The organism is Aureimonas flava (genome assembly GCF_003583935.1).
Taxonomy (GTDB): Bacteria; Pseudomonadota; Alphaproteobacteria; order Rhizobiales; family Rhizobiaceae; genus Aureimonas; species Aureimonas flava.
In genome coordinates this window covers 22,208-34,826 of record NZ_QYRN01000014.1, presented here as the reverse complement: position 1 = coordinate 34,826, position 12,619 = coordinate 22,208, and the positions used below count along the sequence as shown (strand labels likewise).

At 70.5% G+C, this 12,619-nt stretch carries 11 protein-coding genes; 8 read left to right on the top strand and 3 right to left on the bottom strand.

Features of this window, described 5'->3' with window-relative positions:
* Positions 1-99 precede the first annotated feature (99 nt).
* Positions 100-570, top strand: a complete 471-nt coding sequence (locus tag D3218_RS18600; RefSeq protein WP_245415119.1) for a BA14K family protein — start codon at positions 100-102, stop codon at positions 568-570.
* A 123-nt stretch (positions 571-693) separates the two neighbouring features.
* The gene (locus tag D3218_RS20190) at positions 694-1,176 is read left to right on the top strand and encodes a BA14K family protein (protein ID WP_245415118.1); all 483 of its coding nucleotides are present in this window, start codon (positions 694-696) and stop codon (positions 1,174-1,176) included.
* Between the two features lie 7 nt (positions 1,177-1,183).
* Here D3218_RS20190 and D3218_RS18590 read toward each other — a convergent pair whose 3' ends face one another.
* Positions 1,184-3,013 carry an aminopeptidase P family protein gene (locus D3218_RS18590; protein WP_119541580.1) on the bottom strand — a complete coding sequence of 610 codons (1,830 nt, stop codon included), beginning with the start codon at positions 3,011-3,013 and terminating at the stop codon, positions 1,184-1,186.
* Positions 3,014-3,206: 193 nt separating this feature from the next.
* On the opposite strand from D3218_RS18590, the gene D3218_RS18585 reads away from it, so the two are divergent.
* Entirely contained in the window at positions 3,207-5,003 is a 1,797-nt protein-coding gene (locus tag D3218_RS18585) for an acyl-CoA dehydrogenase C-terminal domain-containing protein (RefSeq protein WP_119541579.1), read from the top strand.
* Between the two features lie 42 nt (positions 5,004-5,045).
* Positions 5,046-6,254 carry an acetyl-CoA C-acetyltransferase gene (locus tag D3218_RS18580; RefSeq protein WP_119541578.1) on the top strand — a complete coding sequence of 403 codons (1,209 nt, stop codon included), beginning with the start codon at positions 5,046-5,048 and terminating at the stop codon, positions 6,252-6,254.
* Positions 6,255-6,262: 8 nt separating this feature from the next.
* On the opposite strand, the gene D3218_RS18575 is transcribed toward D3218_RS18580, so the two are convergent.
* A complete protein-coding gene (locus D3218_RS18575; protein ID WP_119541577.1) occupies positions 6,263-7,048 on the bottom strand; it encodes an EAL domain-containing protein in 786 nt (261 codons plus the stop codon).
* A gap of 149 nt (positions 7,049-7,197) precedes the next feature.
* On the opposite strand from D3218_RS18575, the gene D3218_RS18570 reads away from it, so the two are divergent.
* Positions 7,198-9,399 carry an FAD-dependent oxidoreductase gene (locus D3218_RS18570; protein ID WP_119541576.1) on the top strand — a complete coding sequence of 734 codons (2,202 nt, stop codon included), beginning with the start codon at positions 7,198-7,200 and terminating at the stop codon, positions 9,397-9,399.
* 25 nt (positions 9,400-9,424) lie between these two features.
* On the opposite strand, the gene D3218_RS18565 is transcribed toward D3218_RS18570, so the two are convergent.
* Positions 9,425-10,453 carry a YihY/virulence factor BrkB family protein gene (locus tag D3218_RS18565; RefSeq protein ID WP_119541575.1) on the bottom strand — a complete coding sequence of 343 codons (1,029 nt, stop codon included), beginning with the start codon at positions 10,451-10,453 and terminating at the stop codon, positions 9,425-9,427.
* Positions 10,454-10,756: 303 nt separating this feature from the next.
* On the opposite strand from D3218_RS18565, the gene D3218_RS18560 reads away from it, so the two are divergent.
* The 3 genes from D3218_RS18560 (at position 10,757) to D3218_RS18550 (ending at position 12,617) form a co-directional block, all read left to right on the top strand.
* Complete coding sequence (locus tag D3218_RS18560) at positions 10,757-11,401, top strand: S24 family peptidase (RefSeq protein ID WP_119541574.1); 645 nt, start codon at positions 10,757-10,759, stop codon at positions 11,399-11,401.
* A 93-nt stretch (positions 11,402-11,494) separates the two neighbouring features.
* Positions 11,495-11,707 carry a dodecin gene (locus D3218_RS18555; protein WP_119541573.1) on the top strand — a complete coding sequence of 71 codons (213 nt, stop codon included), beginning with the start codon at positions 11,495-11,497 and terminating at the stop codon, positions 11,705-11,707.
* 82 nt (positions 11,708-11,789) lie between these two features.
* Positions 11,790-12,617: a phosphogluconate dehydrogenase C-terminal domain-containing protein gene (locus D3218_RS18550; RefSeq protein ID WP_119541572.1), complete on the top strand. Its 828-nt coding sequence runs from the start codon at positions 11,790-11,792 to the stop codon at positions 12,615-12,617.
* Positions 12,618-12,619 lie beyond the last annotated feature (2 nt).

Sequence of the window (12,619 nt, the reverse complement as noted above, 5' to 3'; positions counted from 1 at the left end):
CGGTAGGGCGTGCAATCACGGCGCGAACCCGCGTTCAGGAACCGTTCAGGCGGAAAGCGGTTCAACGGGAATGATCGCATTCGTTCCCGGAGGTTTCCCATGCGCATTCCCAAGTGGCTCGCCGGGCGTTCGCTGGCCGTGGCGCTCGCGCTGACCATGGTGCCGGCGGCCCTGCCCTCCACCACCCCGCTGGTCGGCGTCACCGCCGCGAAGGCGGACCCGTACTACCGCTACGGCCCCGGCGGCTTCCGTGGCGGCCATGGCTGGCGCGGCGGCCACCGCTACTACGGCGGCCCGCGCTACGGCTACGGCCATCGCCACTATCGACGCCACAACGGCGGCGCGGCCCTGGCCGGCGCGATCGTCGGCCTGGGCGTGGGCGCGGCCATCGCCAGCTCGGCGCAGCCGCGCTACGTCGAGCGCGCGCCGCGCTACTACGCCGCCCCGGCCTACCGGGCCGAACCCTGGAGCCGCGAGTGGTATCGCTACTGCTCGCAGCGCTACCGGTCCTTCGATCCGCGCTCGGGCACCTTCCAGCCCTACCACGGCCCGCGTCAGTTCTGCCGCTGACGGCTCGGCGCAGCGCACGACGGAACGACGGCCGCCCCTTGGGGGCGGCCGTTCGCATATGCGGGAACCAAGCCCTCGCGCTCGGCCTTATCCGAACGGGATGATCGGCAGAAGGAGGGTGTGATGGCTGGCTGGTGGCGGACCGCGATGGCGGCGCTGACCCTGTTGGGCGCCGGGGGTGCCGAGGTGGCCCGGGCCGGCGACTATGTCGGCCTCGATCCCTACAATCGCCCGGTCTTCGTGCGGCCCGGCCCCATCCCCGTCGTTCCCCTCGAGGTCGCTCCGCCCGTCTACAAGCGAGGTCCCGGCACGATCGGCGGCCCGCTCGTCGCGGGTCCGCTCTACTACGCCCGTCCTGCGCCCCCGGCACCGGGCGTGTACCGCGACAATCCCGCCTTGGCGGCGGGGGCCGTCCTGGCCTTCGACCTCGATGCGGCGCTGGTCGAGGCGGAGGCGTCGCGCGGCGTCGCGATGGACGCGGGACAGGCCCGTCCCGCTCCCTTCACCGGCCCGTGGTACCGCTATTGCGAGAGCCGATACCGTTCGTTCGACGCCGAGACCGGCACGTTTCAGCCCGCGTCGGGCCCGCGCCGCCTCTGCCGCTGACCGCGGCTCAATCTTCGCCGAGCGGCCGGGTCGCGGCCTCCAGCCAGACCCTCGCATCCCCCTCGAGGCGCGGGCCGATCCGCTCGCGCACCGCGCGATGATAGGCGTCGAGCCAGTCGCGCTCCTCCGCGTCCAGGCGGTCGACCGCGATCATCCGCCGGTCGATCGGCACGAAGGTCAGCGTCTCGAAGTCGTGGGTGTCGAGATCGCCGCCCGCCACGCGCTCGGCCGGCCGGACCAGGATCAGGTTCTCGATGCGGATTCCGAAGGCGCCCTCGCGGTAGTAGCCGGGCTCGTTGGACACAATCATGCCCTCCTCCAGCACCGCCATGCCGCGCCGGGAGATCGACTGCGGCCCCTCGTGGACCGCGAGGTAGGAGCCGATCCCATGGCCCGTGCCGTGGGCGTAGTCGGAGCCCGCCCGCCACAGCGCGACGCGCGCCAGGGGATCGAGGTCGATGCCGCGCGTCCCGACCGGAAAGCGCGCCCGGCTGACGGCGATCATGCCCTTCAGCACCAGCGTGAACTTGAGACGCGCCTCGTCCGACACGGCGCCGACGGCCACCGTGCGCGTGATGTCGGTGGTGCCGTCCTCGTACTGCGCGCCCGAATCCACCAGGAACACCTCGCCGGCCGCGAGCGGGCGGTTGGACTGCCGGTTCACCCGGTAGTGCGGCAAGGCGGCGTTGGGGCCGGCCGCCGAGATCGTGTCGAAGGACAGGTCGCGCAGCGGCTGCCCGTCGGCCTCGGCGAAGCGGGCACGAAAGCCCTCCAGCGCCTCGGCCGCGCCGATCTCGTCCACGGTGCCGGGGTCCTGCGCGTCCAGCCAGGCAAGAAACGCCGAGACCGCCGCCCCGTCGCGCAGGTGCGCCCGGCGCGCGCCGGCGATCTCGGCCGCGTTCTTGCGCGCGCGGGGCAGCCGGGCCGGATCGACGCCCGGCACCACCGTGCCGCCGGCCTCCTCCACCACCTCGCGCAGCCGGTCGGCGGCGAGCGCCGGGTCCAGCATCACGCGCGCCGCCCGCGCGGCCTCGGCCAGCGCCGGCTCCAGGAGGGCCGGCGCCGCGATCTCGGCGAGCGCGCCCAGGGCCTCCGCCGCCTCCGGCCCGAGCTTGTCGCCGTCAATGAAGACCGTCGGCCGTCCGTCGCGCCGGATCAGGGCGAAGCAGAGGGGCAGCGGCGTATGGGGCACGTCGGAGCCGCGGATGTTGAAGGTCCAGGCGACCGACGACGGGTCGGTGAGCACGGTGGCGGCGGCGTCGGCCTTGGCCAGCGCCTCGCGGATCTGGTCGAGCTTCTCGGCGCCCGATCGCCCTGCGTGGCGCAGCGGATGGGGCGCCACGGCGCCCTTGGGCGGCTGCGGGCGGTCCTGCCACACGCGGTCGAGCGGATTGTGCCGCAGGGCGACGAGCTCGCCGCCGGCCTCCGCCATGGCCGCGCGCAGCGAGGCCACCTCGCCCACCGTGTGCAGCCAGGGGTCGACGCCGATGCGCAGCCCCTCGGCGTTGCGGCGCAGATAGGTGCCGAGCGGCGTGTCCACGGAGCTTTCGATGGCGAACACCGCGCCGTCCACCTGCGCGCGCACCTGCACCGTGTAGCGCCCGTCCACGAAGATCGCGGCGCGGCCGGGCAGCACGAGCGCGGTGCCGGCGGAGCCGGTGAAACCGGTGATCCAGCGCAGCCGGTCGGCGGACGGGGGGATGTACTCGCCCTGGTGCTCGTCGGCGCGCGGCACCACGAACCCGTCGACGCCCGCTTCCGCGAGGCTGGCGCGCAGGCGCTCGACGCGCGAGGCGCTCTGGGAGGAATCGGACGCCTCGTCGAAGTTCTGGAACATGGAGCCTGCCCTGCCTTGTGCTGTCGCCCTCCTCTGTTTCAGTCTCGGACGGCGATCTCAAGACCCACGGGGTGCTTCGTCCGTGGCTTGGGCCCGCAGGCCCCGTTCGGCTTGATCCCGGCGCGGAACGGCGGTAGACATCGCTGAGTGACGTTTACGCAAACGTCAAAGATTGACGCTGGGAGTTCTCGTCATGCCGGTCTACCAGGCCCCCGTCGCCGACACGCTCTTCGTCCTCAACGACATCCTCGGCTGGGAGCGCCACGGCAACCTGCCCGGCTTCTCGGACGCCACGCCCGACGTCGTGGAGGCGATCCTCGGCGAGGCCGGCCGGTTCGCCGCCGACGTCTTCCTGCCGCTCAACCAGTCGGGCGACCTCGAGGGTTGCCACCGGGCGGCGGACGGCTCGGTCACCACGCCCAAGGGTTTCCGCGAAGCCTATGCGCAGTTCCGCGAGGCGGGCTGGGGCGGGCTGTCGGCCGATCCCGAGTTCGGCGGCCAGGGCCTGCCGCACACGCTGGCCGCCGCCGTGAACGAGTTCCTGTCCTCGAGCAACATGGCCTTCGCCATGTATCCCGGCCTGACGCGCGGCGCGATCGCGGCGATCGAGCACCACGGCGCGCCCGAGCAGAAGGCTCTGTACCTTCCCAAGATGGTGGACGGCATCTGGACCGGCACCATGAACCTCACCGAGCCCCATTGCGGCACGGACCTCGGCCTCCTGCGCACGCGCGCGGTGCCGAACGCCGACGGCTCCTTCGCCATCTCGGGCCAGAAGATCTTCATTTCGGCCGGCGAGCACGACCTGTCGGAGAACATCGTCCACCTGGTGCTCGCCCGCATCGAGGGCGCGCCGGAGGGCGTGAAGGGCATCTCGCTCTTCATCGTGCCGAAGTTCCTGCCGGAAGAGGACGGCCGGCCGGGCGCGCGCAACGGCGTGTCCTGCGGCTCGCTCGAGGAGAAGATGGGCATCCACGGCAACGCCACCTGCGTGATGAACTACGACGGGGCGACGGGCTGGCTGGTCGGCGAGGCGCACAAGGGCCTGCGTGCCATGTTCACGATGATGAACGAGGCGCGGCTCGGCGTCGGCGTCCAGGGCCTGGCGATCTCCGAGATCGCCTACCAGAACGCCGTCGCCTATGCCCGCGACCGGCTCCAGGGGCGCGCGCTCGCGGGCTCGAAGCACGGCGAGAAGGCCGCCGATCCGATCATCGTGCATCCCGACGTGCGGCGCATGCTGATGACAATCCGCGCCGTCAACGAGGCCGGCCGCGCGCTGATCCTCTGGACGGCGCTGCGGGGCGACCTCGCGCACCGCGCCGAGGACCCGAAGGTCCGCGAGGCCGCGGACGACTGGATGGGCCTCCTCACCCCGGTCATCAAGGGCGTCCTCACCGACAAGGGCTTCGAGAACGCCGTGATGGCCCAGCAGGTCTACGGCGGCCACGGCTACGTCCGGGAATGGGGCATGGAGCAGTTCGTGCGCGACGCGCGGATCGCCCAGATCTACGAGGGCGCCAACGGCATCCAGGCGCTCGACCTCGTCGGGCGCAAGCTCGCCCTCAATGGCGGTCGCGCGATCCAGGCCTTCTTCAAGGAGGTCGGCGCCTTCTGCGAGGAGCACCGCTCGAACGAGGCGATGGCGCCCTTCACCAAGTCGCTGAAGAAGGGCCTCAACGATCTCCAGTCGGCCACGATGTGGCTGATGACCAACGCCATGCAGAAGCCCGACAACGCGGGCGCCGCCTCCACCGACTACATGCATCTCTTCGGGCTCGTCGCGCTCGGCTACATGTGGGGCCGCATGGCGCACGCGGCGCAGGAAAAGCTGGCGGCCGGTGCGGGCGACGATACATCGTTCCTGGAGAACAAGCTCGTCACCGCGCGCTTCTTCATGGACCGCCTGATGCCCGAGACGGCGGCCCACCTCGCCCGCATCTCGTCGGGCGCCGACTCGATGATGGCGCTCGACGCCGACGCCTTCTGAACAAGCCGCACAGGCAGGCCGGACAGGAAAGACGAATCTCTCATGACCGACGCTTTCATCTACGACCACGTGCGCACCCCGCGCGGCCGCGGCAAGCGGGACGGATCGCTCCACGAGGTGCCGGCCGTGCGGCTCGGCGCCAAGGTTCTGGAAGCCCTGCGCGAGCGCAACGGGCTGCCGACGGCCGAGGTGGACGACATCATCTTCGGCTGCGTCGACCCGGTCGGCGAGGCCGGATCGGTGATCCCGAAGGCCTCGGCCTTCGAGGCCGGCTACGACTTCGCCGCGCCCGGCATGCAGATCTCGCGCTTCTGCGCCTCGGGGCTCGACGCGGTGAACCTCGCGGCCGCCAAGGTCGCGGCGGGCGCGGACGACCTCGTGATCGCGGGCGGCGTCGAATCCATGTCGCGCGTCGGCATGGGCATGTCGGGCGGCGCCTGGATCATGGATCCGTCGGTCGGCATCCCGGCCTATTTCATGCCGCAGGGCGTCTCGGCCGACCTGATCGCCACCAAGTACGGCTTCACCCGCGACGACGTGGACGCCTACGCGGTGGAATCGCAGAAGCGCGCGGCCGCCGCCTGGTCGGAGGGGCGCTTCGCGCGCTCGGTCGTGCCGGTGCGGGACCAGAACGGGCTCCTGATCCTCGACCGCGACGAGCACATGCGCCCCGGCACCGACATGCAGTCGCTGGGCTCGCTCAACGCGTCCTTCGCGATGATGGGCGAGATGGGCGGCTACGACGCGGTCGCCATCCAGGCGCATCCCGAAGTGGAGGCCGTCGAGCACGTCCACCATGCCGGCAACTCGTCGGGCATCGTGGACGGGGCCGCAGCGGTTCTCGTGGGCTCCAAGGCCGGCGGCGAGGCGCTCGGGCTGAAGCCCCGCGCGCGCATCCGTGCCTTCGCCTCGATCGGCTCCGACCCCGCTCTGATGCTGACAGGCCCGGTGGACGTGACGGAAAAGCTCCTGAAGCGCTCCCGCATGTCTCTGTCCGACATCGACTTGTTCGAGCTGAACGAGGCCTTCGCCGCCGTCGTGCTGCGCTACATGCAGGCGTTCGAGATCGATCCGGCCGCGATAAACGTCAACGGCGGCGCGATCGCCATGGGCCATCCGCTTGGCGCGACGGGCGCGATGATCCTCGGCACCGTCCTCGACGAACTGGAGCGCCAGGACCGGCAGACCGCGCTGGTCACGCTGTGCATCGGCGCCGGCATGGGCACGGCGACGATCATCGAGCGGGTGTGATGCCGGCCTCAGGCCACCAGGCTGCGGCTCGGGCGGTGCGTGGCGCGGATCGACATGTCGAGCGGCGGCAAGGCCTCGAAGGCGGGCTTGGCGAACCAGTAGCCCTGGAACAGCGTGATGCCGGCCGCCTTCAGCACGGTGAACTCGTCCTCGGTCTCGACGCCCTCGGCCAGGATCTGGATGCCGAGCTCGCGCGCGGCGGTTGCGATCGTCGCCACGATGATCTGGCGCGGCCGGCTCACCTCGATGCCGCGGACGAGCTTCATGTCGAGCTTGATGAGGTCGGGCTGGAAGTCGGCCAGGAGGCTGAGGCCCGCATAGCCGGCGCCGAAGTCGTCCAGCGCCGTGATGAAGCCCTGGCGGCGATATTCGGCGAGGATGGTCTGGAGGTGGCCGGTGTCGACGATCTCCTCGTTCTCGGTGAACTCGAACATCAGCGACTGGAGCGGAAAGTCGTGGCGACGCGCGGCGGCGAGCGTCGCGCGCAGGCAGGCCGCCGGCTCGTACACGGCGTTGGGCAGGAAGTTGATGGACAGGCGCGTGTTCTCGCCGCGCGGGAACAGCCGGGCGGCGAGCTCCAGGGCCTTGATCCGGCATGCCTGGTCGAACTGGTATCGCTGGTCCGGCGAGACCATGGAGAGGATGGCGTGGGCGCCCTCCCCCGACAGTCCGCGGATCAGGGCCTCGTAGCCCCAGACGCTGCCGGCGGCGATGTCGAAGATCGGCTGGAAGGCCATGGAGAAGTCGAAGTCCAGGCGCCTGCCCGAGCGGCAGCCCTCGCAGTCCGTCGTCATCGTCCCCGTCCCGTTCCCGTTTCGTCGGGACCGATTCTACCGGACAGGTCTTTGAAAACCCTGAAGGCCCGGCGACGTTCGCCGGCCTGACCCACCAATGCCCGCCCGCGCCACGCGCCCGGCGGATCGAACGATCGGGAGAACACCGCATGGATCTTCGCAACTTCACCGTCGACCGCGACGCGGACGGGCTGGCGCTGGTCACCTGGGACATGCCGGACCGCTCGATGAACGTCTTCACCGAGGAGGTGCTGCGGGAGATCGAGACCCTGGTGGACGCGTTCGCCGCCGATCCGGCCGTGAAGGGCGTGGTGCTCGCCTCCGGCAAGGCGGGCTCCTTCACCGGCGGCGCCGACCTCAACATGCTGGGCGCCATGTTCGCCGCCTTCCAGGCGCAGCGCGAGAGCGACCCCGACGGGGCGGTGGCCGAGCTGTTCCGGCGCTGCGGCGAGATGGGCCGGATCTGGCGCAAGCTCGAGACCTCGGGCAAGCCCTATGTCTGCGCGATCAACGGCACCTGCATGGGCGGCGGCTTCGAGCTGGCGCTGGCCTGCCACGGGCGCGTGGCCGCGCAGAGCGCGAAGATGGGCCTGCCGGAGGTCAAGGTCGGCATCTTCCCCGGCGCCGGGGGCACGCAGCGCGTGCCGCGCCTCGCCGACACGCAGAGCGCGCTGCAGATGCTGCTCAAGGGCGAGACCTTGAGCGCCGCCAAGGCGAAGGGCATGAAGCTCGTCGACGAGGTCGTGCCGGACGACCAGTTGATCGAGGCGGCCAAGGCCATGCTGCGGGCGGGCCTGAAGCCGGTGAAGGCCTGGGACGAGAAGGGCTTCAAGCTGCCGTCCGGGCCGGTCTACTCGCCCGCCGGCGCGCAGGTCTGGCCCGCGGTCGCCTCGCTCTACCGCAAGGAGACGGCCGACAACTACCCCGGCGCCCGCGCCATCGTGAAATGCGTCTACGAAGGCCTGCTCGTGCCGATCGACACGGCGCTGCGGATCGAACAGCGCTATTTCACGCAGGTCCTCCAGACCACGGAGGCGGCGATGATGATCCGCTCGCTCTTCGTCTCGATGCAGGCGCTGAACAAGGGCGCCCGCCGGCCCGCCGGCGTGCCCGAGCAGCGGATCGGCAAGGTCGGCGTCGTGGGCGCGGGCTTCATGGGCGCCGGCATCGCCTATGTCGCGGCCAAGGCCGGCATCGACGTGGTGCTGGTGGACCGGGACCAGGCGGCCGCCGACAAGGGCAAGGCCCATTCGGCGAGCCTGATGGAGGGCCTCGTCAAGAAGGGCCGCGCGAAGCCCGAGGAGGCTGAGGCCTTGCTCGCCCGCATCTCGGCGACGCCCGACTACGAGGCCCTCGCCGACGCCGACCTCGTGATCGAGGCCGTGTTCGAGGACCGCGAGGTGAAGGCGGAGGTCAGCCGGCAGGTCGCCGCCGTGCTGAAGCCCGACGCGATCTTCGCCTCCAACACCTCCACCCTGCCGATCACCAGCCTCGCCGAGGCCTTCCCCGACCCGGCGCGCTTCGTCGGCATCCACTTCTTCTCGCCGGTGGACCGGATGATGCTGACCGAGGTGATCCTCGGCAAGGAGACGGGCGACCGGGCGCTGGCCGTCGCGCTCGACTTCGTGCGCGCCATCCGGAAGACGCCGATCGTGGTCAACGACACGCGCGGCTTCTTCGCCAACCGCTGCGTGCTGCGCTACATGACCGAGGCCTACGACATGCTGGTCGAGGGCGTGCCCCCGGCGATGATCGAGAACGCGGCCAAGTTCGCCGGCATGCCGGTCGGCCCGCTGGCGCTCAACGACGAGACGGCGGTGGACCTGTCGCAGCGGATCATGAAGGCGACGATCCGCGACATGGGCGAGGGTGCGGTGGACCCGCGTCACTTCGCGCTGGTCAACGACATGGTGGACGGCGAGGGCCGGCTCGGCCGCAAGGCGGGCAAGGGCTTCTACGACTACCCCGCCAAGCCGGCGAAGAAGCATCTCTGGCCGGGGCTGAAGGACAGGTTCCCGCAGCGCAAGGCCGACGAGATCGACTTCGCCGAGCTCAAGCAGCGCTTCCTGGTGACCATGGCGCTGGAGGCGGCGCGCACGGTGGAGGAAGGCGTCGTCACCGACCCGCGCGAGGCCGATGTCGGCTCCATCCTCGGCTTCGGATACGCGCCCTATACCGGCGGCACGCTCAGCTACATCGACGGGATGGGTGTGCAGGCCTTCGTGGCGCTGTGCGAAACGCTCGCCGCCAAGCACGGCGAACGCTTCCGCCCGACGCCGCTCCTTCGGGAGATGGCGACGCGCGGCGAGACGTTCTACGGGCGCTTCGCCCCGGCCAAGGCCGCGGCCTGAACCACGGGAGACGGCGCGGGGGCGCTCAGCCCTCGCGCTTCTCGCGCCAGAGCGAGCGGCCGATCGTGTCGGCGACGCGCGCGCCGCGCTCGCCGAGCGGCTTGTCCGGCTCGTCCGTCGTGTCCATCGCCGTCTGGTGCTCCATCTCGGCGTTCACCTCGGCGCCGACGATGAAGATGATGGACGAGATCCACACCCACATCATGAAGCCGATCACGGCCCCCAGCGAGCCGTAGGTCACGCTGTAGTTGGCGAAGGAGCGCAGGTACCAGGAGAAGCCGATCGAGGCGGCGAGCCAGACGCTGGCGGTCAGGATCGCGCCGAACAGCACCCACGACCAGCGCGCCCGGTTGCGGCTCGGACCGTAGCGGTAGACCATGCTGATGGCGCCGACGATCAGCACGAAGACCACCGGCCAGCGCGCGGCTGCGATGAGCCCGTCCGTATAGCTCTGGGCGCCCACGATCGCCATCACGGCCGGCACCACGCCCACCGAGACGAACAGCACGGTGGCGATGAAGAAGGCGCCGATCGTGAAGCAGAAGGCGACCGCGTTGAGCTTCAGGAACGAGCGCTGCTCGTGCTCGCCATAGGCGACGTTCATCGCCTCGAACAGTGTCTTGATGCCGTTGTTGGCGCTCCACAGCGAGAACAGGAGGCTGGTCACGAAGCTCGCCGACAGCGAGGCGGGATCGCGAGAGACGAGCTGTTCGAGCTGCGAGGTGAGGATGTCGGTCCCGGCCTGCGGCAGGAAGCGGCCGATGAAGGCGATGTGGTCGGCGATCGTGGTCGGGTTGGCGACGATGCCGTAGAACGATACGAACACCGCGAAGGCGGGAAACAGCGCCAGCAGCAGGTAGAACGTGGCGCCGGCCGCGATCAGCATGACGCGGTCCTCGAAGAACGAGTAGTAGAGCCGCCAGACGATGTCCTTCCAGCCGCGCAACGGAATGCCGAGCGGCCCCGTCGCGTCGCGCCCGCGCCCCGGCTCGCTGGCGCGCATGCGGGTTTCCTCGGTGGTGTTGGGGGCGAAGCGGAAGCCGACCGTACTCATCCTGACCCTTCCACGCGACGCGGGGCGCGAGCGGACCGGCGCCCGGGCGGCGGCCACGATCCATCCATCGAAATGCCGCATTTGGGACTCGGGTTCCCCCCTGTCGAGGGAAGATCGCGCGAAAAACGTCGTCGGGGCTTTCGCCGAAGCGGTGGAAAACACGGGATTTTCGGCGCCCCGAAGTCCGAATCCGCGCACCGATTGTCGACAGGACGCGAGTCACATCTTAGACAGAATGGGTCGAGGACTATATTCCTCGGCCAACGGCGTCGCCCCGCGCCTTCGACCCGAGAGGTTTGCCGCATGCTGTCGCACGACAGGATCTGGGCCGCGATCGACGGCCTCGCCGCCCGGCTGAAGATGTCGCCCTCGGGCCTCGCGCGCCGGGCGGGCCTCGACCCGACGACGTTCAACAAGTCCAAGCGCATGGCCTCGGACGGGCGCCCGCGCTGGCCCTCCACGGAATCGATCGCCAAGGTGCTGGAGGCGACGGGCACGAGTTCGGAAGCCTTCTTCGCCGCGCCCGACGAACCGCTGCACTCGCTGCGCCCGGTGCCGGCGCCCCGCACCTCGGTGCCGCTGCTCGGCAGCGCCGAGGCCGGCGCCGGCGGCTATTTCGACGATGCCGGCTTTCCCGCCGGCCAGGGCTGGGAGGAGGTCGAGCTGCCGGGCGCCGACGATTCGCTCTACGCGCTGGAGGTTTCCGGCCAGTCCATGATGCCGCTCTATCGCGACGGCGACGTGGTGGTGGTGAAGCCCGGCGCGCCCGTGCGACGGGGCGACCGCGTCGTGGTGCGCACCAAGGAGGGCGAGGTCATGGTCAAGGTGCTCCAGCGCCAGACGGCCCGCACGATCGAGCTCGCCTCCGTCAACCCGGACTTCCCGGACCGGCAGTTCCCGCTGGCCGAGATCGAGTGGATCGCGCGCATTCTCTGGGTCAGCCAGTGAGGCGCCGCCCTGTGCGCCCGCCCCCGGGCCGCTAGAACGACAGGGGACGGTCGCCGAGCGGGTCGACCGGCGAGCAACCCGGAGCGCGTCCCCATGTCCGAGCACACCTACAAGATCATCGAGATCGTCGGCTCCTCGCCCGACTCGATCGAGAAGGCGATCGAGAACGCCCTGGCCGACGCCGCCGCCACGCTGCGCAACATCCGCTGGTTCGAGGTCACCGAGACGCGCGGCCATGTCGAGGGCGGCCGGGTGGCACACTACCAGGTCAGTCTGCGGATCGGCTTCACGCTCGACCAGCCCTGACCGGACGGGTACTCGTCATACCAGTTGACGAGATGCCGTGATCGTGCGACGCCATGGAGGCTCCAGTCGCGAAGGATTCTCCATGACATCGATCGCCCTGTTCGGGGCCGGCGGAAAGATGGGCACCCGCCTCGCCGGCAATCTCAAGGGGTCGCGCTTCGACGTGCGCCACGTGGAGCGGTCCGAGCCGGGCCGCGAGCGCCTGAAGGCGCAGCTCGGCGTCGACTGCCTGGACGAGGACGCCGCGCTGGACGGCGCCGCAGTGGTCGTCCTCGCCGTGCCCGACACCCTGATCGGCCGGGTCCTGTCCGGCATCGAGGCGCGCCTGCGGCCGGGCACGATGGTGATGATCCTCGACGCCGCCGCGCCCTTCGCCGGCCATCTGCCCGCGCGCGAAGACCTCACCTACTTCGTCACCCACCCCTGCCATCCGCCGATCTTCAACGACGAGACCGAGCCTGCCGCCAAGCGCGACTTCTTCGGCGGCGTCGCCGCCAAGCAGCACATCGTCTCCGCCCTGATGCAAGGGCCGGAGGCGCACTACGCGCTGGGCGAGGAGATCGCGCGGGCGATCTGGGCGCCGGTGATGCGCTCGCACCGCATCACGGTGGAGCAGATGGCGCTGCTCGAGCCGGGCCTTTCGGAGACGGTGACGGCGAGCCTCCTGGTGGTGATGCGCGAGGCGATGGAGGAGGTCGTGGCGCGGGGGGTGCCGCGGGAGGCGGCGCGCGACTTCCTGCTCGGCCACATGAACGTCCTCGGCGCCGTGATCTTCGAGGAGACGCCCGGCGTGTTCTCGGACGCGTGCAACAAGGCCATCGAGTTCGGCAAGCCGGCGCTGATGCGCGACGACTGGAAGCGCATCTTCGAGCCGGACGAGCTGATGGCCTCCATCCGCCGCATCACCTGACG

Coding starts and splice junctions, on each gene's coding strand:
- D3218_RS18600 (WP_245415119.1), top strand. CDS start 100: ATGCGCATTCCCAAGTGGCTCGCCGGGCGTTCGCTGGCCGTGGCGCTC.
- D3218_RS20190 (WP_245415118.1), top strand. CDS start 694: ATGGCTGGCTGGTGGCGGACCGCGATGGCGGCGCTGACCCTGTTGGGC.
- D3218_RS18590 (WP_119541580.1), bottom strand. CDS start 3,013: ATGTTCCAGAACTTCGACGAGGCGTCCGATTCCTCCCAGAGCGCCTCG.
- D3218_RS18585 (WP_119541579.1), top strand. CDS start 3,207: ATGCCGGTCTACCAGGCCCCCGTCGCCGACACGCTCTTCGTCCTCAAC.
- D3218_RS18580 (WP_119541578.1), top strand. CDS start 5,046: ATGACCGACGCTTTCATCTACGACCACGTGCGCACCCCGCGCGGCCGC.
- D3218_RS18575 (WP_119541577.1), bottom strand. CDS start 7,048: ATGACGACGGACTGCGAGGGCTGCCGCTCGGGCAGGCGCCTGGACTTC.
- D3218_RS18570 (WP_119541576.1), top strand. CDS start 7,198: ATGGATCTTCGCAACTTCACCGTCGACCGCGACGCGGACGGGCTGGCG.
- D3218_RS18565 (WP_119541575.1), bottom strand. CDS start 10,453: ATGAGTACGGTCGGCTTCCGCTTCGCCCCCAACACCACCGAGGAAACC.
- D3218_RS18560 (WP_119541574.1), top strand. CDS start 10,757: ATGCTGTCGCACGACAGGATCTGGGCCGCGATCGACGGCCTCGCCGCC.
- D3218_RS18555 (WP_119541573.1), top strand. CDS start 11,495: ATGTCCGAGCACACCTACAAGATCATCGAGATCGTCGGCTCCTCGCCC.
- D3218_RS18550 (WP_119541572.1), top strand. CDS start 11,790: ATGACATCGATCGCCCTGTTCGGGGCCGGCGGAAAGATGGGCACCCGC.